Raw genomic sequence first — 21,486 nt, forward strand, 5'->3', positions numbered from 1 at the left:
TATGATATCAGGCAGCCTTTAAAAACCTTTAGCGGAGTTTCCAATGCCCGACGTTTCAGACATCGCCCCTGACTTCACTTTGCCGCGCGACGGCGGCGGCGAGGTGACGCTTTCGGCGTTGCGCGGTAGCACCGTGGTTCTGTTTTTCTACCCCCGCGATGATACGCCGGGCTGCACCAAGGAATCCATCGGTTTCTCGGAACAACTTCAGGCCTTTGCCGATGCGGGCGCACAAGTTTTCGGCATCTCGCGCGACAGCGTCGCCAAACATGACAAATTCGTCGCCAAGCATGGGCTGACCACACCGCTGTTGTCGGATGAGAGCTCGACCGTCTGTGAAGACTACGGCGTGTGGGTCGAAAAAAACATGTACGGGCGCAAATCGATGGGGATCGAGCGTTCGACTTTTGTCATCGACCCCGAAGGCAAAATTGCCCGCGTTTGGCGCAAGGTCAAAGTTCCCGGCCACGTGGACGAGGTGCTGGAAGCCGCGCGCGCGCTGTAACGTCCTCGACCACGGTCGCCATCCGGTTTAAGAGCCACAGGACCAACCAGGCGGAGAATAATGGTGTCCAAATCGCTGACTCAGATGGCGACCGAAGTTCTTGCAACGGCGGAAGGTCGGGAAAAGACCGCCCTGTCCAAACAGCACGCCGTAGCGTGGTTTGCCTCGCGCAAGGGCGACGCCCCCCCGATCGAGATCGGTACGGCATCTCCCCCATTGCGACCCGCGCGCCCGGAACGGCCCGAACTCCTGTCTCCGCGCGAGGTGCCAAAGCGCAAACCGGGAACCGAGGCGGGCCGCATCGCCCTTTTGCACGCCGTGGCGCATATCGAACTGAACGCCGTCGATCTGCATTGGGATATCATTGCCCGCTTTGGCCATGTGCCGATGCCGATCGGGTTTTATGACGATTGGGTAAAATGCGCCGAAGAGGAATCGCGCCATTTCGAGATGGTCTGCGATTGCCTGGAACAGATGGGCAGCCACTATGGCGCCTTGCCCGCCCATGCGGGCATGTGGCGCGCGGCCGAAGACACCGCAGACGACCTGATGGGACGGCTTGCGGTCGTGCCGATGGTGCTCGAAGCGCGTGGTCTGGATGTGACCCCCGGCATGATCGAGATTTTTCGCAAGGCCAAGTCTGAACAGGCCATCGCGGCGCTTGAGGTGATCTATGCCGAAGAAGTCGGCCATGTCGCTTATGGGTCCAAGTGGTTTCACTTCCTGTGCGGCCGTGAAAACACGGACCCCAAGGATGTGTTTCACGCATTGGTACGCCGGTATTTCCACGGCGTCCTCAAACCACCCTTCAACGAGGAAAAACGGGCCGAGGCCGGGTTGCCGCCCGATTTCTACTGGCCGCTGACCGAAGACCTGCCCACGCCCGGCGGAATCCCAAACTGACGCCTCAAGATTGTTTTCGGCAATTTCCCGCCGATCTTTGGGGGGATTTCTACGCAGTTGGCGCCGGACTGATCAACAAACTTGCCCGAACGCTGCCTGCCCTTTATGCAGTCGGCCCAAGGAGCGGCCGGCACCCACAACCGGTCCCGATCTTGGGGATGAGAGGTAGGACGCGTGCGAACACGTCTGGCAATAAAAATACACTCCGCATTTGAACGGTACTTTCCGGAACGCCGGGTTTTTCTGAAGTCTGACAAAGATACACGTTTTATCCGTCTCAGCTCGGAAACGCAGGTGGTCGCGGTGGCCGGTGTTGCCGTCATGGTCGGATGGACCGCGGTAGCAACTGCCATTCTGCTGATGGACAGCATCGGTTCGGGCAACTTCCGGGAACAGGCGAAACGCGACCAGGCAACCTATCAGGAACGATTGAATGTCCTGTCCGCAGAACGCGACGCCCGTGCGCAGGAAGCGCTCGCCGCTCAGGATCGTTTCAATGCCGCGCTGGAACAGATATCCGCCATGCAGTCCGAACTGCTGGCTTCGGAAAACCGCCGTCGCGAACTTGAGACGGGGATCGAAGTCATTCAGACCACGCTGCGCACCACCATGAAACAGCGGGAAGATGCGCGGAAGGAACTGGCGGCGCTGAAGCAGGAAAACAGCAAGGCTGACATGTACGTAACGGCCTCCAGCGCGCCGGTACAGATGGCCTTCATGACGGATGCTCTGGCGCGCACGGCCGAGGAACGCGATCAGATCGCCGCCGACGCCCGAGAGGCACTGGACCAGCGCGATGATCTTGAGCTGGAAATCCGCCTTATGCAGGAACGCAGCGACGAGATTTTCCGACAGCTGGAAGAGGCCATGGTGATCTCGGTCGAGCCGCTGGACAAGATGTTCCGTCAGGCGGGAATGCCAACAGACCGCATCATCGAAGAGGTCCGGCGCGGATATAGCGGTATGGGCGGTCCGCTGACCCCTTTATCCCTTAGCACGCGCGGTGAGGTGGACGAGGTGTCCGCCGAGGAAGCCCGCGCGAATACATTGCTGAAACAGATGGATCAGCTGAACCTTTACCGACTTGCTGCGGAAAAGGCCCCCTTTGCCAATCCCGTACATTCGGCCGTGCGTTTTACCAGCGGCTATGGCAGCCGGCGCGACCCCAAAACCGGTGGTCGCCGGATGCATAACGGGGTCGATTTTGCCGGGCCGCAAGGCACGGATATCTTTGCGACCGCAGACGGCGTCGTTACCCACGCAGGCTGGCAATCCGGTTTCGGACGGCTTGTGAAAATCAAGCACGCATTCGGAATTGAGACACTTTACGCTCATAACACCAAGATCAACGTGAAGGTTGGTCAAAGGGTCTCGCGCGGGGATCATATTGCTGATATGGGTAGCACCGGACGGTCGACCGGCACGCATCTGCACTATGAGGTGCGCGTGAACGGAAAACCCGTAAACCCAATGACTTACATCAAGGCTGCGAGAAATGTTTTCTAAAAGCAAAATCAACGAGCCCGCATCCAAGGCACCCGAGGCGGCCAAACCAGCCGCTCCGGCGACCCCAGCGGCCCCTGCACCGACCGAGTCGAAACCTGCCACTGCACCCAAGCCCAAACCGCCTGCGTCGGTTTTGTCTTCGGATTTGCACATCACTGGCAATATCAAAACCTCTGGTGACATACAGGTGGAAGGCACAGTCGAAGGCGACATCCGCGCTCACCTTCTGACCATTGGTGAGTCGGCAACGATCAAAGGTGAAGTCACCGCAGATGACGTCGTGATCAACGGACGTATCGTGGGTCGCGTACGTGGTCTCAAGGTGCGTCTGACATCGACCGCACGTGTCGAAGGCGACATCATCCACAAGACCATCGCCATCGAAAGCGGAGCGCATTTCGAAGGATCCGTACAGCGGCAGGACGATCCGCTGAATCCGGGCCGCAGCGCCAAAGCCGGATCGAACCCGGCAGCAGACGTCAAGCAGTAATTCGACCCATCAGGTCAGATCGGAAACGCCGCGGGGAGACCCGAGGCGTTTCTTTTTTGCACCGCAGCCTGTATCCGGGAAACCTGTTTTGATCCCGCCGGGATCACGTTAGGGTCGGGCCATGTTGATTTTTCTGACACTTGTTGCGGTGGTCGCCACAGGTCTGGCCTTTTACTTCTGGTCCAAACGACAGGCGCGCCACGCCCTGTTGGCCGCGCCGTTGACTGACAAGCAACGGCAGCTTGTCGACGCTCAGGTCCCGATCTTGCGGAAACTGCCGCAAGGCCTGCGCGCAAAGCTGGAGGGCAAGATCAACCTGTTCCTTGATCAGGTTGAATTCATTGGGTGTGACGGCCTGGACGTTTCCGAAGACATGCAACTGTCCATCGCCGCGCAAGCCTGTCTGCTGGTTGTGAATACCGATCTCTGGTATGACAATCTGACCACCATCCTGATCTATCCCAGCGCATTCAAATCCAGACAGAGCCGGCACAGCGGCTATGTCGTCACCGAGAGGGAAATCGTGCGCACAGGGGAAAGCTGGAACCGCGGCCCGGTGATCCTGTCCTGGGCGCATAGCCAGCGCGGGGCCATGAACGATCATGACGGCCAAAACGTTGTGTTTCACGAATTTGCACACCAGATCGACGATCTTACAGGGTCGGCCAACGGAGTGCCCGTACTTAGCGACGACCAAAGCTTTTCAGAATGGGAATCCGCATTCCTGACAGCCTATGACGCGCATGTACGCGCCGTTGAATCCGGGCAGCCAACCGTAATCGACCCTTATGGCGCGGAAGGGCACGAGGAGTTTTTCGCCGTTTCGGTTGAAGTGTTCTTTGAGCGGCCAAAGGCCCTGCGCAGGTCGGACCCGGAGGTTTACAAGCAACTGTCCAAGCTGTTTCACCTGGATCCTTCTCAATGGCACTAAGGCTTTGCGACCCCTGGTGCGCGGGTGCCGGGAAAATTCCCCGTTCGGCTCAATTTAACAAAAGTTAATTTATGAATTACACTTAAGCTCATTGCATTGTGGAGGAAATTTCATGTCATCAAAACTACTGGCCGAGTTCTTCGGCACCTTCTGGCTGGTTCTCGGAGGTTGCGGCAGTGCCGTATTGGCAGCGGGCGTTGCAGATGTCGGCATTGGGTGGCTTGGCGTTTCCTTCGCCTTCGGCCTGACGGTTCTGACAATGGCTTACACGGTTGGCCATATCTCGGGCGGGCACTTCAATCCGGCGGTCAGCCTTGGTCTGATGATCGGCGGGCGGTTTCCGGCAAAGGATCTGCTGCCCTACTGGATCGCTCAGGTCATCGGCGCCATAGCCGCCGCAGTGGTTCTGTATCTGATCGTCAGCGGTGCGCCCGACTTCGCCGGCGTCGGGGGATTTGCGTCCAACGGATATGGTGAGGCCTCACCCGGCGGATACTCTCTGATGTCCGCTCTGGTGATCGAGATCGTGATGACCGCTTTCTTCATCCTGATCATCCTGGGTGCAACCTCGGACAAGGCGCCGGCCGGTTTCGCCCCCATCGCAATTGGTCTGGCCTTGACCCTGATCCACCTGGTGTCAATTCCGGTCACCAACACTTCGGTCAACCCGGCCCGGTCCACAGGCGTCGCCCTGTTTGCCGACGGCCCTGCCCTGTCACAGCTGTGGCTGTTCTGGGTGGCCCCGCTGATCGGCGGCGCAATCGGTGCGGTCATCTGGAAAGCGATGTCACAAGACGATTGAGTTTCGTTCAATCGACCGTAAGAAACAGCCCGGCGCTTTTTGGAACGCCGGGCTGTTTCGGTTCATTCGGTGACGGTGACTTTTTTCATCATGTCGGGCTGTCCCGTAACCGCTCCGGTCTGGGAATGCCCCCGTTTGATCGCATCCACAACGTCCATACCATCGGTCACCTGACCGACCACGGTGTATTGGCCATCCAGAAACGGGCCGGGTTCGAACATGATAAAGAACTGCGAATTGGCCGAATCCGGGTTCTGCGATCGGGCCATGCCGACCACGCCACGATCAAAGGTCAGATCAGAAAACTCAGCCGGCAGATCCGGGCGGTCTGACCCGCCACGCCCGGCATACCGCATGTCAAAGCCGTTCGCGGTGGAATTGCCGTATTGAACATCGCCGGTCTGGGCCATGAAACCTTCGATCACGCGGTGGAACACCACACCATCGTACGTGCCGTCCGCAGCCAATGCCGTGATCTGTTCCACGTGCTTCGGCGCGACATCTTCGAACAGATCGATGGAGATCGTGCCATTGGCCCCTTCCCCTTCGACCTCGATCTGCAAACCGCTGGCCAGCGCCGGGCTTGCCAGCAGGGCAAAGGCGGCGGCAAGCTTATACATCTGCGGCCACCTTGACGCTGATCATGCGGTCGGGGTTCGCAGGCGGCTCACCACGTACGATTGCGTCCACATGCTCCATGCCTTCGATGACGCGGCCATAAACGGTGTACTGACCGTTCAGGAAGTGGTTGTCCTTGAAGTTGATGAAGAACTGAGAGTTGGCCGAATCCGGGTTCTGCGACCGGGCCGCGCCCAGCGTACCGCGATCATGGGGCAGCTTGGAAAACTCTGCCGGCACGTTCGGCAGCGACGAACCGCCGGTCCCCGCCATACGCAGGTTGAACCCATCTTCCATGTCGCCGTGCTGCACGTCACCGGTTTGGGCCATGAAGCCGTCGATCACTCGGTGAAAGGCCACGTTGTCGTATTCTCCGCTGCGGGCCAGTTCTTTCATCCGCGCGCTGTGCAAAGGCGCCACATCCGGCAGCAGCTCGATGACGACATTGCCGTCTTTCAGCTCGATGATGATCGTGTTTTCGGGATCCTTGATCTCGGCCATGAGGCCCTCCTGTCGTTTATCTTGCGCAAATACCTATGACGCACGCGTACGAATGCCAAGTGACGCATTGACCTGAGGGCAAATTGCAGGAAAAGAACCGCCTAAATCATTTGCCAATGACAAGGATCGCACAATGGGCTGGAAAACACTGGACGATATGGACCTGAACGGCAAACGCGTGCTGGTGCGTGTGGATATCAACGTGCCCGTGGTTGACGGTGTTGTGACCGACGCCACCCGCATTCAAAGGATCGTCCCCTCGGTGCGCGATATTCTGACCGCTGGTGGAAAACCGATCCTTCTGGCTCATTTTGGCCGTCCCGGTGGCGAACGGCGTGAAAGCCTGTCGCTGAAACAACTGGTCCCGACATTGGAAAGCGCTTTTGGCGCAAAGGTGCAGTTTGCTGCCGATTGCGTCGGGGCCGAGGCGGAACTGGCCGCCGGTGCCTTGCAGCCCGGCCAGGTGCTGTTGCTCGAGAACACGCGTTTTCACGCGGAGGAAACCAAGAACGATGCCGATCTGGCCGCAGGTATGGCCAGGCTGGGTGACGTGTACTGCAACGACGCGTTTTCAGCGGCGCATCGGGCCCACAGCTCGACCGAGGCCATCGCGCGCCTGCTGCCTGCCTGTGCGGGCCGTTTGATGCAGGCCGAGTTGCAGGCACTGGAAAGCGCGTTGGGCGCGCCCAAACGCCCGGTAACAGCGGTTGTGGGCGGGGCCAAGGTCTCGACCAAGCTGGAACTGCTGGGCAATCTGATCGACAAGGTCGATTATCTGGTGATCGGTGGCGGCATGGCCAATACGTTCCTCGTCGCGCAAGGTGTCAGTGTCGGAAAATCGCTGGCCGAAACTGCGATGAAAGACACCGCTGCCGAAATTCTGGCCAAGGCCGAAAGCACCGGCTGCCAGATCGTTCTGCCACGTGACGTCGTGGTTGCCAAAAAGTTTGAAGCCAATGCCCCTCATCAGGTTTTGCCCGCGGATCAATGCCCCGAGGATGGCATGATCCTGGATGCTGGCCCCGAAAGCGTGGCCGCGATCATCGAGATATTCGACAAAAGCAAAACCCTGATCTGGAACGGTCCGCTGGGCGCATTCGAACTGGAACCGTTCGACGCCGCCACCAATGCCGCCGCCTTGAAGGCGGCCGCGCTCAGCCGTTCGGGTCAGCTGATCTCGGTCGCCGGAGGTGGAGACACGGTTGCTGCCCTGAACGCCTCGGGTGCCGCCAAGGACTTCACCTATATCTCAACCGCGGGTGGAGCGTTTCTGGAATGGATGGAAGGCAAAACGCTGCCCGGTGTCGCAGCGCTGGATCAGTAAGCACTGCTTGCCGCCTTTGATCGCCTGACATGGTCCATGGTATTATCCCCTTTTGAACGGGGGATATTACCGTGAAGCCAATTTATTTTCTTGTCCTAATGATGCTGCCCTGCTCTGCCGCCGCTCAATCCAGTTGCGGCGGCCAAACCCAGCTTGACGCCAATTTCTGCGCCAAGGAACAATGGGAGGCCGCAGATCGCGAACTCAACCGGCTGTGGGCACAGATCAAACCCGCAGCCGATGCGCGCGGCAACGGCGATGCTCTTCTGGCCGAACAACGCGTCTGGCTGAAGGTCCGAGACGCAACCTGCGACAAGGAATTGTCAGGCGGCGGCAGCGCTGCGCCGATGTTCTACTGGACCTGCATGAAAGAACAGACCGTCGCGCGAAATCAGGCGCTGGAATCCTGGCGCTGACGAGGATCAGGACGCGCTTAAATTACTGATGAAAAAATCGAAACAGGGGATTCACAACCCGAATCACCTGTGACATAGTGTGTTCAGATGCTCGCAAAGGGCACGTTTTTGAGGCTAGTTTTCATACGGCGGTAAACAGAGTGTCCCGTTCCCATCGGCCCGGTTTGGGCTCAATCATCTTTTTCTCGGTGGCTTTCATGCTTGGTGTGTATTTCACCTTTGCCGCCGTACAAGGTGACTATGGTCTGTTTCGGCGGGTCGAAATTGCTGCGGAACGGGACGCCCTGTCACAGGACCTGGAAAAGCTGAACGCCCAAATCGCCGAATTGGAGAACCTGACCCGGCGCCTGTCCGACACCTATCTGGATCTTGACCTGCTCGATCAGCAGGCACGTTCTGTTCTTGGTATGATCCGAGCGGATGAAATCGTGATCCGCTGATCCTGTTTGGGCTGCCGGATACTGTCGGACCATGGTCACACCGCTTTGCCCGTCGGCTGCGCCGCGCCCGTTCGGACGCTGCGTCACATTTCCCCTCGCCAGAAAGCCCCAAATGCTTTATGAGATAGTTTAACGCTAAACTATCTTGCCGAAAGGGGGAGATCGCCACTATGGCTGCGCGAAAAACCACAAAGAAACCAAATGTTTCTGCGGAAGAACTCAAGACATACTACCGCGAGATGCTTCTGATCCGTCGATTCGAAGAAAAGGCGGGTCAGCTTTATGGCATGGGTCTGATCGGCGGGTTCTGCCACCTGTACATCGGTCAAGAGGCGGTTGTTGTCGGGCTCGAAGCGGCCGCACAGGACGGCGACAAGCGGATCACCTCGTATCGTGACCACGGCCATATGCTGGCCTGTGGCATGGACCCGGGCGGCGTGATGGCCGAACTGACCGGGCGCGAAGGCGGCCTGTCCAAGGGCAAGGGCGGTTCGATGCACATGTTCTCGAAAGAAAAGCACTTCTATGGGGGCCATGGCATCGTCGGCGCGCAGGTGCCTTTGGGTGCAGGTCTGGCCTTTGCCGACAAGTACAAGGAAAATGGCGGCGTGACCTTTACCTATTTCGGCGATGGTGCCGCAAACCAGGGCCAGGTATATGAGACGTTCAACATGGCCGCTCTGTGGGATCTTCCCGTGGTTTTCGTGATCGAGAACAACCAATACGCCATGGGCACAGCCCAAGCGCGTTCGACCTCGTCACCCGATATTTATGTACGCGGCGAAGCCTTCGGCATCCCCGGCGAGATCGTCAACGGAATGGATGTGCTGGCCGTCAAAGCCGCTGGTGAAAAGGCCGTTGCCCACTGCCGCGCCGGCAGGGGCCCATACATTCTTGAGGTAAAGACCTACCGATATCGCGGCCACTCGATGTCCGACCCGGCCAAGTACCGCACCCGCGAAGAGGTTCAGAAAGTCCGCGAACAAAGCGACCCGATCGAACATGTGCGCGAGCTGCTGCTGACCGGCAAACACGCGACCGAGGATGACCTGAAGGCGATCGACAAGGAAATCAAAGAGATCGTGAACCAAGCCGCCGAATTCTCGAAAGAAAGCCCCGAGCCCGCCGTTGAAGAGCTCTGGACCGACATTTACGCCTGAGAGGACGAATAAGACATGGCAACCGAAATTCTCATGCCCGCCCTTTCGCCCACGATGGAAGAGGGCACGCTGGCCAAATGGCTGGTCAAGGAAGGCGACACCGTATCCAGCGGTGACATCCTGGCCGAAATCGAGACCGACAAGGCGACAATGGAATTTGAAGCTGTCGACGAGGGCATCGTCGGCAAGATCCTGATCGCCGAAGGCAGTGAAGGGGTCAAAGTGAACACCCCGATTGCGGTTCTGGTCGAGGAAGGCGAAGACGCCTCGGCCGTGACCGCGGCTGCACCGGCAGCCGCAGCGGTGACCGAAGCCGCCCCGGCAGCGGTCGAGGCCCCCGCTCCTGCCGCTGCGGCCCCCGCTGCGCCGGTGGTCGACCTGTCGCCCGACTGGCCGGCAGATGCCGAGATGAAATCCGAAACCGTTCGCGAAGCTCTGCGTGACGCGATGGCCGAAGAAATGCGCAACGACGAAGACGTCTATCTGATGGGCGAGGAAGTCGCGGAATATCAGGGCGCATACAAGATTTCCCAGGGTCTGCTGGACGAATTCGGCCCCAAGCGCGTGATCGACACACCGATCACCGAGCACGGCTTTGCCGGCATCGCCGTGGGTTCGGCCTTTGGCGGTCTGAAGCCGATCGTCGAGTTCATGACGTTCAACTTCGCGATGCAGGCGATCGACCAGATCATCAACTCGGCCGCCAAGACGCTGTACATGTCCGGCGGTCAGATGGGTTGTCCGATCGTGTTCCGCGGCCCCAACGGCGCCGCCGCGCGCGTGGCTGCCCAGCACAGCCAGGACTATGCCGCCTGGTACATGCAGATCCCCGGCCTGAAGGTCGTCATGCCCTATTCGGCAGCCGACGCCAAAGGTCTGCTGAAATCGGCCATCCGCGACCCCAACCCGGTGATCTTCCTGGAAAACGAAATCCTCTATGGTCGCACTTTCGACATGCCGCAGGTCGATGACCTGACCGTGCCGCTGGGCAAGGCGCGCATCTGGCGCGAAGGCTCGGACGTGACCATCGTCAGCTTCGGCATCGGCATGCAATACGCACTGGAAGCCGCAGACAAGCTGGCCGAAGACGGCATCAGCGCCGAGGTCATCGATCTGCGCACCATCCGTCCGATGGATACCGGTGCGATCATAAACTCGGTGATGAAGACCAACCGTCTGGTGACTGTGGAAGAAGGCTGGCCGCAAGGTTCGGTGGGCAGCTATATCAGCTCGGTCGTGATGCAGGAGGCGTTTGATTACCTCGACGCGCCGGTCATCAATTGCACTGGCAAGGACGTGCCGATGCCCTATGCCGCCAATCTCGAAAAGCTGGCCCTGATCACCACCGATGAGGTGATCGCCGCCGTCAAACAAGTGACCTACCGGTAAGGAGCGACAGACAGATGCCTACAGAAATTCTGATGCCCGCCCTGTCCCCGACGATGGAGGAAGGTACGCTTGCAAAATGGCTGGTTAAGGAAGGCGATACCGTCTCCTCCGGTGATCTGCTGGCCGAGATCGAAACCGACAAGGCCACGATGGAGTTCGAGGCCGTTGACGAAGGCACCATCGGCAAGATTCTGATCCCCGAAGGCACCGAAGGGGTCAAGGTCAACACCGCTATCGCGATTTTGCTGGAAGATGGCGAAAGCGCAGATGATATCGCGGCGACACCTGCCAAGGCCCCCGAGGCGGCACCAGCCGCCGCGGGCAACGAGGCTGCCGCGCCAGCGGCACCCGAGGCGCCCGCCCCTGCCCCGGCCGCTCCGGCCAAGGCGGATGGTGGTCGGATTTTTGCCTCGCCTCTGGCTCGCCGGATTGCTGCACAAAAAGGTCTCGACCTGACGCAGATTGCCGGTTCCGGCCCGCACGGTCGCATCGTCAAGGTCGATGTCGAGGGCGCAACTGCCACCGCTTCGGCAGCGGCTCCTGCCACAGCTCCCGCCGCCGCGCCCGCAGCTGCCCCTGCAGCTCCGTCTGGTCCATCGGCGGATATGGTCGCGCGGATGTACGAAGGCCGCCCGTACGAGGAAATCAAGCTCGACGGTATGCGCAAAACCATTGCCGCACGCCTAGGCGAGGCCAAACAGACCATCCCGCATTTCTACCTGCGCCGCGACATCAAGCTGGACGCGCTGCTGAAGTTCCGTAGCCAGTTGAACAAGCAGTTGGAAGGCCGTGGCGTGAAGCTGAGCGTCAACGACTTCATCATCAAGGCCGTCGCCAACGCGCTTCAGCAGGTTCCAGCCTGCAACGCCGTCTGGGCGGGTGACCGCGTGCTGCAACTCAAGCCGTCGGACGTGGCCGTAGCGGTCGCGATCGAGGGCGGGTTGTTCACCCCGGTTCTTCAGGACGCCGACATGAAATCTCTGTCGGCACTTTCGACCGAGATGAAGGATCTTGCCGCCCGTGCCCGCGAGCGCAAGCTGGCACCGCACGAGTATCAGGGTGGCACGTTTGCCATCTCGAACCTCGGTATGTTCGGCATCGACAATTTCGACGCCATCGTGAACCCGCCTCATGCCGGCATTCTGGCGGTGGGTACCGGCGTGAAAAAGCCCGTTGTCGGGGATGATGGAGAACTGACGGTGGCGACCGTAATGTCCGTTACCATGTCCGTCGATCACCGCGTCATCGACGGCGCGCTGGGGGCAGAACTGCTCAAGGCTATTGTCGACAACCTGGAAAACCCGATGGTCATGCTGGCTTGACGACCCGAATAATGCCCGTGCCCCGGACAGCCGGAGCGCGGGCAGCCTCAAGTGTTTTCACTGAGTTGAACTTGCGTGATCGGGGCATCGATTGCCCGATGCATCAAGACGCCCCACTTCCTTCCATTGGAAGCAGACGGAAGGCAGGTGCGCGATGCTCTCAAAAAATCTCATTCTCAGCCTGACTGTTTCGGCGTTTCCGGCAGCCATGTCACCTGACTTTGCCTTGGCAAAGCCCAACGGCTATCCGGGTGAGCATTCAAAGTTCAAGCCAAACGATCCGGCCGCGATTGCCCGGCAGAAAGCCGCACAGGACACACGGCAAGAGCTTCGCAAACAAAAACGGGAAGAACGGCGGCGCAAGCGGTTGGACAAACGCGCCAACCGCTCTCGCTGAGCTGCTACTGATCCTTGCCCAGCATATGATCCATCGAGATCGAAGGCTGGTCGCACCCGGCTTCCCCCACGATCTTGGCGGGGATACCGGCGACGGTCTTGCAGGGCGGCACCTCTTGCAACACCACCGAACCGGCAGCGATGCGGCTGCAATGCCCAATGGTGATGTTGCCCAGCACCTTGGCCCCGGCCCCGATCAGAACACCGTCTCCGATTTTTGGATGACGGTCTTCTTCTTCCTTGCCCGTTCCGCCCAGTGTCACCGAGTGCAGCATCGACACGTTGTCGCCCACCACTGCCGTCTCGCCAATCACGATGGAATGGGCATGGTCGATCATGATGCCCTTTCCGATTTTGGCTGCCGGGTGAATGTCGATCCCGAAAATCTCGGACGAACGCATCTGGAAGAAATAGGCCAAATCATAGCGCCCCTTGCGCCACAACCAATGGGCCACGCGATATGCCTGCATGGCCTGATACCCTTTGAAATACAGGATCGGCTGCAACAGCCGATGGCAGGCCGGGTCACGTTCGTAAACGGCCATAAGGTCCGCCCGAGCAGCTTCGAGCAAACCCGGATCGTCGGCATATGCCTCATCCACGATTTCACGCAGAACCATCATCGACATTTCGTTCGAACACAGCTTGGCCGCCACCCGATATGAAAGCGCGCGTTCAAGGCTGCGGTGATGCAGGATACAGGCGTGCACGAGCCCCCCCATGAGGGGCTCTTTCTCGACGGCCGCATGGGCTTCGGATGTGATACGGGTCCAGACCGGATCAACCGGTGTCACATGGCTGCGCTTTTCGAACATGGCTTTGATCCTTTGCTGCGCCTAGAATGCCATTTAGTGGCAAAAAGACCAAACGCAAACCCATGATCGGTCATGTAACGAAAATGAATGAGTCAGAGCGCACCCATTTCGAAACACGAATTCGCGAACGATTGGCGGAATTGCAAGAGGTGTCAGCCTCGGGACAGCAGGCTCAGGCCATAGTCGAACTGGATCAACAGGCCGTTGGACGGCTGAGCCGCATGGATGCGCTGCAAAACCAGGCCATGGCCAAGGCACAGCAGGCCAATCGCGATGTGGAAACACGCCGGCTTCTGGCCGCGTTGGAACGGCTTGAAAGGGGCGAGTTCGGATATTGCGAGGACTGCGGCGAGCGTATTCCGGATGGGCGGCTGACTCTGGATCTGGCCGCCAGCAAATGCGTCAGCTGCGCGTCCGGCTAGCCTGAAATCTGGCAAGCTGGTGCAGAACCATCTCAAAACACTGACAATATTGCAGATCGTCAAACCCGGGTTCATCTGCCAGTGTCCTGTTTCGCGCAACGGCCATGAGTGAACCATTGCCGTAAACCGGGTGGAGCTTGCCGTTGCGCTCCAAATGCCTGTCCGCCAATTCCGCCTCGTGGATCATCCGCACACACAAAGCCCCCCTGTCCGGCTGCGGCACGGCCAGCAAGGCGCGCGCCGCAGCACTGACATCCCCATGCAGAACCGGCCGCATCAGGCAGCTTGCCCAACCGCAAGACGCGACCAAGCACCCGGTCCGAATACAGCAGATACCTGGGCCACTTCGACCTCATAGCCCCCAGACAGACCATCCGCCGCTTTCATGGCTGTCGAATAGGTCCACCTTGGTTCGGATGTCAGTTCTTCACGCAGAACGGTTCCACCCGCAATGACACGGACCAGATAGGATTCGCTTTCTTCGCCCAGGGGAATCTCCAGCCCCGACCAGTCGTCTGCATCCGTTCGGGCACGTCGAATCCACGTAAGCTCATCCCCGGCGGCACCAGACCGAACCCGCATGTGCACAGGCGCGTACGGGCGCAATCCGTTGCCTGCAAACGAGGCAATCAGGTGTTGATAGGACGGATCATCATAGCCGCGGGTCGCAGGCCCAATGCGATAGTGTTTGGCAAGACGTCTTTCGTTTCGCAGCAGGCTGATCTGTTGCACCCTGTCATTGAGCAGAACGAATACTGATCCATCCGGCCATACATCAGGCATCAAAGCGTCTGTTCCCAGTTGACCCCTGAGCCGCCCGGACAATGCGTATACATCCGGGGCCTCGAGCGCCGCGTCAGAGAACTGAAAAACTTCCCAGTTACCGGGTGTTCCGTCACCGATTGCAGCCAGATTGACGCCATTCATCACCGTGCTGCGCGGGCGGGATTCCAACTGACCTGCAAGCAGTTTGACCTTCAAGGCAGGGCCCTCATCCCAGACACCGATACTGGCGCGTCTCAGCGGTGTTTCGGTCACGCCGACCACGGCCCGCTGGGCAATGACGTCGCTCAGGCGATAGCTATCGTCGCTGGACGAGGAATAGACCGCTGCCGCCCCGGGCCATGGATCTCCGGTAACGGCCAGATAGGGCGCGTGAGGGGCCTCGGCCCCCGTGATCAAGGGCAGATCCAGAAAGACCGGCAGAACGGGGACCGGCGCGGCATAGGGTTTGACCGTTGCCGGGTCGTCATTCAATTCGGACGCTTTGTAAACGCCCTGTTCGATCCGGACCGCTTCAACCAGTTGCAGGTCAGCGGATTCCAACCGGTCAATCCGGTAAACCGGCCCGGTTTCAGCGTCTGTCAAACGAACCAGATCCCCTGCCCCCAGGTGCATTTGAGACGGCGGAAGCGCAAACCGAACCGTATCGCGGGAAACTCTGGCTTCGCTCAACCAGCGTTCGGCTGTTTGCCGCCCCTCGGTGCGGGTCATGGACAGGGGCATCTCATTCACCGATACGGAATGGGTGCGATCATCGGGCAAAACCGCCTCTTCCGCGACGACATCATGATCCGCGTCCGACTGAACAAAGCGCAGACGAACGCGCCCGGTCATTTCGGCCTCGGCCTCGCGCCGGTGTTCGACCGTGCCCTCAAGATCGCTGCTGATCGCCAGATGGTCGGGGTTCAAGGCAACTGCGCCGTACCCGTCGCGCATCTGGAACTTCAACACTCCATCCCTTTCGATCGCATCAAACCCATAGCGCAGCATCAGCGGCTGCAAGGCGGAACGGGCGTTCGTCACGTCTTCGATGACATACCCGCGAACCACACCGTACAGACCAGAGACGTCTATATCCGTGACACCTGCACCGTGGCAGATTTCGGTCACCACGGAGGCCAACGTACGAGACCCGGACCGACCGTTCAGCCAGTGCCCTCTGGGATAGTTCTCGCCATCGTCCCACTGGCTTTTCAGGTTCGGAAAGGTCGGAAACGGACGGGTATCCCATGCCCAGACATACGCGTTTGCCATGTCCAGCATCGGCGCGCCGTAGATATCCGAGATCGGATTGATCTTCGGATCGCTCCAATAGCCAAGCATCGCCGTCAGATACTGAACCTGAATGAAGTCGTCGCGCAGCCCGTTTGAATACGCGGGCAACAGCGATTCCGATGACTTCGGGTCCAGGAATTTGTTCGGCTGGTTCGTGCCCTTGTCGATTGCCGCACACCCCAACTCGGTGAACCAGATCGGTTTCGATGCGGGCACCCAATCGGTCGGATTGGATTGACGCACACCTCCGATCCGTTCGTGATGCGGATTCGACCACCAGTTGCGCAGGTCCTTGTATCTCCAGATCCACGGCTCGTCATGCCCCTGATCTTCGATCGGAGTCCTGATCTGCGCTTCCGCCTCTTCCGGAGAGGCGTAGTACCAGTCATACCCTTCACCGCCTTCGATATTGCTGCGAAGGTACCCCAGGTCGTAAATCGAAGGCGCGCCGGCCTCGGCGTCCAGATGGTGTTCACCGTCACGCCAATCGGACAACGGCATGTAGTTGTCGATGCCGATGAAATCGATGTTGTCGTCCGCCCAAAGAGGGTCGAGGTGAAAATACCTGTCGCTGGTGCCTTTTGGCTGGTATCCGAAATACTCGCTCCAATCCGCTGCATAGCCGATTTTCGTGTCCGGCCCCAGAATCTGACGCACCTCGGTCGCCAAGGCGCGAAGCTGCGCAACGGCCGGAAAGCCCGAAGCCCCCCTGATCTGGGTCAGGCCACGCATCTCCGACGAGATGCAGAATGACGAAACGCCGCCGGCAGCCTTGCACAGCATGGCATAGTGCAGAATGAAACGCCGCAGGCTCCATTCCTGAGGGCCGGAATATTGGATGATTTCTTTGGCCGTGACGCCGCTGTCCCCCAGCAGCCCGCCAAAGGTACCGCCCCCGGAGACCCAAGTTAAACCGGTATCCCCTCTGTCGTCAGGCCGACCACCCGGTCTAGGCCTGACCTGACCACCCGAGCCACCGCCGGTGCCGCCCGATCCGTTCGTATCCTGGTTGATCGCAAAATCCTGCGCACGTGCTGTTCCGAAGAACGCGGCGACCTGTGCATCGGCCGATGCCGTCTGGTCCGCGGAACCGGGACGCCCCGGCGCCACATCCAGGGTGATCCGCCCACGCCATGGCAGGTGAGGCTGACTTGACGCATCCGACCAGGGATCAGGCAGCCCGTTCCCCGTCAATTGCTCCATCAGGATAAAGGGGTAAAACATTACCCGCTTGCCGGATTGGTTCAGATGGCGGATCGCCTCGACCACGGCCACATCGGCCGGTGTCCCCCCATAGACCGGGCGGCCGTTTTGTCGCACCACAAGCCCGGCGTCGCTTCGGGCCTGATCAGATACGATCCAGGGCATGTCGCTGCTGTCGATCTCACGCTGTTCGATCTTTGGCCGGATCTTGCAGTGTCCGCATCTCAGGTCATCGCCGAACCACGACACCACCAAAGATGCGGCATCGCAATTGGGCAACTCGCTTTCCAGCGCTCGGGTCGAGGAGACAAGATCCGAGGTGCCGGACGCGGAATATGCGTTGGCAGGCCAGCTCTTGCCAGATTGTGAATAATTCACCTGAGAGCTGGCCAGAGCGTATTCCCCGGTCCCCGGTATCATGGCGACCCCGCGCACGATCTGAGGCAATGCACTGTCGTGATCGGGCATGTCCCGCTGCGTGGGGCGCACAACTTCAAATGAAAACTGCGGCACCCGGTTGCCAAAAGCGCCGAGCGGGAAGTCCTCGATCACGACATAGGCGGTTCCGCGATAAGCCGGAACCGTTCCGGCGCCTTCAATCGCCTCGATCAGCGGGTCCGGCAACTGGTCCCACGTGCCATGGTAAACCCGCATATTGAAGCCGGATCGATCTTGTTCTTCTCCATCCGCCCAAATGCGCGCGACATCGGCGATCTCACCGGCGCCAACCGCAATCGCCAGCGAAATCGAGTAACTGTACGTGACGGTAGTCACCTCAGGGGTCTTGGGTTTCCCCTTGCCCCCGCCGCCGCCACCCTCTGTGGTCGTTGTCTGGGTCTCCAGAAAATCCGAAGCCCAAATGACCTGACCGCCCACACGCATACGGCCAAACACGGTGGTCACCGGCGCACCTTCGCCGGTTTCCGTCAACCGAAACCGATCCATGCGACCGGTTTCGACGACTTCACTGCCACTGCCCATAACGGACTGGTTAAAGAACTTCTGATCAAGGATCCGCCCGACCGTCGCACCAACAGCCCGACCGATAATTGCGGTTGAAAGGCCCGCAACCGTGCCCCCGATCGAACCGCCCAGCGCGGCCCCGGCTGCAGAAAGAAGAATAGTGGCCATCAATGCATCTCCATCGGGAATTCGAAACAGGAAACGATACGGCGGCACCAAGGCCTGCTCAGTGCGTTTTCCACCACGCCGTGGCCGGAATACGCGTGAATAAAGCGGGGTTCGGGGTGCGTAGTACTGACGATGCCCAGATGCTTGGCGACGCTTGCGTCGCGCATCCGAAACAGCAGAACATCCCCCGATGCCATCTTGCCTATTGGTTTTTCGACCAGATGCCGCCTGGCAGCCACCCACATCCGTTCCTCGCCCTGCGGTTCGGACCAGTCCATGCTGTAGGCCGGAACAGATTCAGGTTCCCGCCCGATCACGGCGCGCCAAACGCCGCGCAACAGGCCCAGACAATCCGCACCGGCACCTTTGACCGAGGCCTGATGCACATAAGGCGTTCCAAGCCAATTGCGCGCCTCTGTCACAATATCCTCTCTACGTATCGTCACCGTAAGCTGCCTCCGCTATTGGTTTTGCTTTTCTTGGGAACAGCCATGACCCAGTCTTCGCCTGGAAGATCTGGAAACCCTTGAAAATTCAGAAAGTTGTTGAACTTGAACTGGCAGGTTTCCATGCGCTTGTCGCATCCTGCCCGCAGTTTCACACTGTCGCCGATCGCCAGGCTTGCCCCGAAACCGGACCAAAGCGTGATCTCGCGCCCGGTTGCCGTCTGCCTGTCGTTCTTGATCGAAGACCACAACCCCTTGGCAGAACCGGACAAAACATCCATGCGCCCCCGTTCGAACCAGCCTTCTTCAATGGTCTGACCTCCTGCAACATGCAAAAGGGTGCCGCTATCGAAACCCGAGATCACACCGTTGAACCAATACCCCGGCGTGTCGGTGTTGAACCGGCAGGCCCGATCCCCCAACACAGCCGTGCACGGCTTTTGGTAAACACGCCCCAAAGGGCGGTTCAGCAAGTCGGTCAGGCCACGCAATTCCGCATGGAACGCGCCGCCAGAGCGGCGCAACTCACCGATTGAACCACGGAACTGAAGGATGCGCTGATCCAGATCTGCCCAATTGACCAGCCAGGCGCGCACTTCGGCCCCGTCAAAACGCCCCGCTTCGATATTCTCGTCGCGAATGGCCGCGTCAGACAGTGCGCCCATCGCTTCTGTGTTGTCGATGGACAGGCCCGTGGCCTGCTCGATGGCGGCGGCCGTCAGGCCGGTACTTGCCTTGAAGGTCAACCTGTCAAAACTCAGCTCCCTGTCGTGGTCGGTGAAACCGTATTCCTGACCGTCCGTGCGCTTGATCGCCCAACAGCGGCAGACCGTTGTCAACCCGCTTTGCAGATGCGCGTGCAGGCCCTTGATATCTTCAGCCATCAGATGCGCACCTCGATCACTGGAACGTTCGGTACGTCGCCGGCCTGAAAACTGGCAACACTGGTCTGGATTTTGTCAGTGTCAAAACGCACCGGCACGTCGAATTCAAAACCCGCGGTGATATCGACCTCTTCCAGCGGCGGGTCCGCAAACGTGACCTTGCCCGTCGTCAGATCAACGTCAAAATCCACGCCCTCACGGACCTCATCCTGATCCAGCCCCAGACGCACCGTCCCCAGTACCGGTTTTACGATGGGGCGCGCATAGCTTACTCCGCCCGATTGGTATGTCTTGATCAACTGGAATTCGGTGCGTGTTCCGTCGCCTTTGGCGATCACCTGATCTCCGAAACTGGTGTCCGCCGTGGCCTTGCCGGATTTGAAATCCGACCAGTCTTTCCAGCGAAAGCCGAACATCTGGCCCTGTCGTGCTTCGAAGAACGAAATCAATGTCTCGATATCGTCCAGCGACCGCATCCCTAACCCCGCATCATATCGGCGGCGCGAATGGGCCCAGGGCGTGTTGCGCTCTTCAAATCCATTGGCCAGCGTCACGATGTCCGTGCGCCGTTCCGGCCCCCCGACCGAGCCAAAGCTCAGGCTGGCGGGAAATCTTACCTCGTGGAAATTCATCAGCTGCTCCCTGATTTACCTGTTGCGATTGCCGCGCCCCAGCGCGCGACTCATCTGGGCCGCAATCTGCCCCTGAGAGCGGCGGAACCCCTGCACGTCAGGTGTCGAAATGTTCATCACCACATTCACGGCACGCCCGGCGCCTTGCGTCCGCACGCCCAGCTTGCCATCGGCCCCGCGCGCAAGCGGCATGATCGCCTCTGGCCCGGCTTCTCCCATCAGCCCGGTGCCGCCGCGCATGGGAAACATGGTCGGGCCGCTGACCACACCACCATTGGCGAAGGGCATCACCCGGCCCTGGCTGAAGCTTCCGCCATCGGCAAAGGGCAGAATTCCCTTCACCAACCCGCCGACCGTGTTGGCCAGCATGCCGCCAAAGTGGTCCGTCACCGGCTTGATCGCAGCCGCATAAGCCGTTTGGATCAAAGAGTTCTTCAGGATATCCAACGCACCGGAAAGGCTCATCCCATCCAGAACGACACCATCGAAGGCCTTGCGCAATCCGCTGGACATGCCGCGCTCCAGCGTGGCGACATCCTTGCCGGTTTCTTCAAATGCGGCGCTGATGCGCTTCATCTGGCTGTCAAACGCCGCCGCCATAGTCGCAGCATCGCCGAGGGAATCGCCTAACGCTTCGCCTCGTTCTTGCAGGTCATCAATCCCGTCACGATCTGTCATCACGCTCTCCTTGTGTCTTGTCCGGATAGGCCGCCAGCAAAGCGTCCAACCCCGCCCGGTTCATTGTGGGCGCTCCGGAACCCTGCCCCAGCATCAGCCGCAGCTCTGCCGGGGTCAGACGCCAGAATTGATCCGGCGTCAGTCGCAGCCCCAGAAATCCGGCCCGCATCAGGACAGGCCAGTCGAACCCGCTCATGCGCCCTCCGGCACCATGAAGGCGCGCGCCAACAATTCGGCTGCGGTTCTGGCGGCAGCCATGGGGCCGCCTTCGATCTCGGCATGCATAAGGTCGGTCCGGGCAATGTGGCAGCCACCGCCCCGCAAACCGGCAACGATCAGCGCCAGAACATCCGCACTGGAATACGCACCGCCCTCAAACCGCTGCACCAGCTCAACCAGCGACCCAGCATTCAGCTCCTGCTCCAACTCCGCCAAAGCACCAAGCGTCAGTTTGAGCACCCGCTGCTCGCCATCGATGATCAGCGCCACCTCGCCTGTCCACGGATTGGCCATC

The 21,486-nt window shown here is 59.7% G+C and carries 25 protein-coding genes; 14 read left to right on the forward strand and 11 right to left on the reverse strand.

Translation table 11 applies throughout. The features are described from left to right. The first annotated feature begins 43 nt into the window (after window positions 1-43). The 6 genes from I9185_RS05190 (at window position 44) to aqpZ (ending at window position 5,137) form a co-directional block, all read left to right on the forward strand. Window positions 44-505, forward strand: a complete 462-nt coding sequence (locus I9185_RS05190) for a peroxiredoxin (RefSeq protein WP_210092493.1) — start codon at window positions 44-46, stop codon at window positions 503-505. Between the two features lie 60 nt (window positions 506-565). Continuing rightward, on the forward strand, window positions 566-1,408 hold the full coding sequence (locus tag I9185_RS05195) for a ferritin-like domain-containing protein (protein ID WP_171631731.1): 843 nt from the start codon (window positions 566-568) through the stop codon (window positions 1,406-1,408). A 174-nt stretch (window positions 1,409-1,582) separates the two neighbouring features. Then, the gene (locus I9185_RS05200; protein WP_210092494.1) at window positions 1,583-2,914 is read left to right on the forward strand and encodes a M23 family metallopeptidase; all 1,332 of its coding nucleotides are present in this window, start codon (window positions 1,583-1,585) and stop codon (window positions 2,912-2,914) included. Next, window positions 2,904-3,404 (forward strand): polymer-forming cytoskeletal protein, encoded by a 501-nt coding sequence (locus tag I9185_RS05205; protein ID WP_117868644.1) that lies wholly within the window; start codon window positions 2,904-2,906, stop codon window positions 3,402-3,404. The genes I9185_RS05200 and I9185_RS05205 overlap by 11 nt, the downstream gene beginning before the upstream one ends. A 121-nt stretch (window positions 3,405-3,525) precedes the next feature. Then, complete coding sequence (locus I9185_RS05210) at window positions 3,526-4,335, forward strand: M90 family metallopeptidase (RefSeq protein ID WP_209832792.1); 810 nt, start codon at window positions 3,526-3,528, stop codon at window positions 4,333-4,335. A gap of 112 nt (window positions 4,336-4,447) precedes the next feature. Continuing rightward, window positions 4,448-5,137, forward strand: a complete 690-nt coding sequence (gene aqpZ, locus I9185_RS05215) for an aquaporin Z (protein ID WP_171167669.1) — start codon at window positions 4,448-4,450, stop codon at window positions 5,135-5,137. A gap of 62 nt (window positions 5,138-5,199) precedes the next feature. On the opposite strand, the gene I9185_RS05220 is transcribed toward aqpZ, so the two are convergent. Then, a complete protein-coding gene (locus I9185_RS05220) occupies window positions 5,200-5,757 on the reverse strand; it encodes a peptidylprolyl isomerase (RefSeq protein WP_171723071.1) in 558 nt (185 codons plus the stop codon). Beyond that, window positions 5,750-6,256: a peptidylprolyl isomerase gene (locus I9185_RS05225; protein ID WP_152458298.1), complete on the reverse strand. Its 507-nt coding sequence runs from the start codon at window positions 6,254-6,256 to the stop codon at window positions 5,750-5,752. Before I9185_RS05225 ends, I9185_RS05220 begins: the two co-directional genes overlap by 8 nt. 133 nt (window positions 6,257-6,389) lie before the next feature. On the opposite strand from I9185_RS05225, the gene I9185_RS05230 reads away from it, so the two are divergent. From I9185_RS05230 to I9185_RS05260, 7 genes are all read left to right on the forward strand, one after another. Beyond that, the gene (locus I9185_RS05230) at window positions 6,390-7,580 is read left to right on the forward strand and encodes a phosphoglycerate kinase (RefSeq protein ID WP_210092495.1); all 1,191 of its coding nucleotides are present in this window, start codon (window positions 6,390-6,392) and stop codon (window positions 7,578-7,580) included. 71 nt (window positions 7,581-7,651) lie between these two features. After that, entirely contained in the window at window positions 7,652-7,996 is a 345-nt protein-coding gene (locus I9185_RS05235) for a lysozyme inhibitor LprI family protein (RefSeq protein ID WP_171723069.1), read from the forward strand. Between the two features lie 140 nt (window positions 7,997-8,136). Continuing rightward, complete coding sequence (locus I9185_RS05240) at window positions 8,137-8,436, forward strand: septum formation initiator family protein (protein ID WP_171115419.1); 300 nt, start codon at window positions 8,137-8,139, stop codon at window positions 8,434-8,436. A 170-nt stretch (window positions 8,437-8,606) separates the two neighbouring features. Further along, the gene (gene pdhA, locus I9185_RS05245) at window positions 8,607-9,596 is read left to right on the forward strand and encodes a pyruvate dehydrogenase (acetyl-transferring) E1 component subunit alpha (RefSeq protein ID WP_210092496.1); all 990 of its coding nucleotides are present in this window, start codon (window positions 8,607-8,609) and stop codon (window positions 9,594-9,596) included. 15 nt (window positions 9,597-9,611) lie between these two features. Then, on the forward strand, window positions 9,612-10,985 hold the full coding sequence (locus tag I9185_RS05250) for a pyruvate dehydrogenase complex E1 component subunit beta (protein WP_171631707.1): 1,374 nt from the start codon (window positions 9,612-9,614) through the stop codon (window positions 10,983-10,985). 14 nt (window positions 10,986-10,999) lie between these two features. Further along, window positions 11,000-12,307 carry a pyruvate dehydrogenase complex dihydrolipoamide acetyltransferase gene (locus I9185_RS05255; protein WP_210092497.1) on the forward strand — a complete coding sequence of 436 codons (1,308 nt, stop codon included), beginning with the start codon at window positions 11,000-11,002 and terminating at the stop codon, window positions 12,305-12,307. Between the two features lie 154 nt (window positions 12,308-12,461). Continuing rightward, complete coding sequence (locus tag I9185_RS05260; RefSeq protein ID WP_171723067.1) at window positions 12,462-12,704, forward strand: hypothetical protein; 243 nt, start codon at window positions 12,462-12,464, stop codon at window positions 12,702-12,704. Between the two features lie 4 nt (window positions 12,705-12,708). Here I9185_RS05260 and cysE read toward each other — a convergent pair whose 3' ends face one another. Then, window positions 12,709-13,518 carry a serine O-acetyltransferase gene (gene cysE / locus I9185_RS05265; RefSeq protein ID WP_152458304.1) on the reverse strand — a complete coding sequence of 270 codons (810 nt, stop codon included), beginning with the start codon at window positions 13,516-13,518 and terminating at the stop codon, window positions 12,709-12,711. A gap of 83 nt (window positions 13,519-13,601) precedes the next feature. Between cysE and I9185_RS05270 the strand changes: the two genes are divergently transcribed. Continuing rightward, window positions 13,602-13,940: a TraR/DksA C4-type zinc finger protein gene (locus I9185_RS05270; protein WP_210092498.1), complete on the forward strand. Its 339-nt coding sequence runs from the start codon at window positions 13,602-13,604 to the stop codon at window positions 13,938-13,940. Here I9185_RS05270 and I9185_RS05275 read toward each other — a convergent pair. From I9185_RS05275 to I9185_RS05315, 8 genes are read right to left on the reverse strand one after another with little or no spacing between them, the layout of a single operon-like run. Then, window positions 13,921-14,217: a hypothetical protein gene (locus I9185_RS05275; protein WP_210092499.1), complete on the reverse strand. Its 297-nt coding sequence runs from the start codon at window positions 14,215-14,217 to the stop codon at window positions 13,921-13,923. The genes I9185_RS05270 and I9185_RS05275 overlap by 20 nt on opposite strands. Continuing rightward, complete coding sequence (locus tag I9185_RS20350; protein ID WP_245223414.1) at window positions 14,217-18,332, reverse strand: glycoside hydrolase/phage tail family protein; 4,116 nt, start codon at window positions 18,330-18,332, stop codon at window positions 14,217-14,219. Before I9185_RS20350 ends, I9185_RS05275 begins: the two co-directional genes overlap by 1 nt. Next, entirely contained in the window at window positions 18,332-18,778 is a 447-nt protein-coding gene (locus I9185_RS05290; RefSeq protein WP_210092500.1) for an NlpC/P60 family protein, read from the reverse strand. The genes I9185_RS20350 and I9185_RS05290 overlap by 1 nt, the downstream gene beginning before the upstream one ends. Beyond that, window positions 18,775-19,662 (reverse strand): DUF2163 domain-containing protein, encoded by an 888-nt coding sequence (locus I9185_RS05295; RefSeq protein WP_210092501.1) that lies wholly within the window; start codon window positions 19,660-19,662, stop codon window positions 18,775-18,777. Before I9185_RS05295 ends, I9185_RS05290 begins: the two co-directional genes overlap by 4 nt. Beyond that, window positions 19,662-20,294 carry a DUF2460 domain-containing protein gene (locus tag I9185_RS05300; protein ID WP_209832772.1) on the reverse strand — a complete coding sequence of 211 codons (633 nt, stop codon included), beginning with the start codon at window positions 20,292-20,294 and terminating at the stop codon, window positions 19,662-19,664. The genes I9185_RS05295 and I9185_RS05300 overlap by 1 nt, the downstream gene beginning before the upstream one ends. Before the next feature lie 15 nt (window positions 20,295-20,309). Next, window positions 20,310-20,972 carry a phage tail tape measure protein gene (locus I9185_RS05305; protein WP_210092502.1) on the reverse strand — a complete coding sequence of 221 codons (663 nt, stop codon included), beginning with the start codon at window positions 20,970-20,972 and terminating at the stop codon, window positions 20,310-20,312. After that, window positions 20,959-21,168 (reverse strand): rcc01693 family protein, encoded by a 210-nt coding sequence (locus I9185_RS05310; protein ID WP_210092503.1) that lies wholly within the window; start codon window positions 21,166-21,168, stop codon window positions 20,959-20,961. The genes I9185_RS05305 and I9185_RS05310 overlap by 14 nt, the downstream gene beginning before the upstream one ends. Beyond that, window positions 21,165-21,485 carry a gene transfer agent family protein gene (locus I9185_RS05315; RefSeq protein WP_210092504.1) on the reverse strand — a complete coding sequence of 107 codons (321 nt, stop codon included), beginning with the start codon at window positions 21,483-21,485 and terminating at the stop codon, window positions 21,165-21,167. The genes I9185_RS05310 and I9185_RS05315 overlap by 4 nt, the downstream gene beginning before the upstream one ends. Window position 21,486 lies beyond the last annotated feature (1 nt).

The organism is Ruegeria sp. HKCCSP346 (genome assembly GCF_017872595.1).
GTDB lineage: Bacteria > Pseudomonadota > Alphaproteobacteria > Rhodobacterales > Rhodobacteraceae > Ruegeria.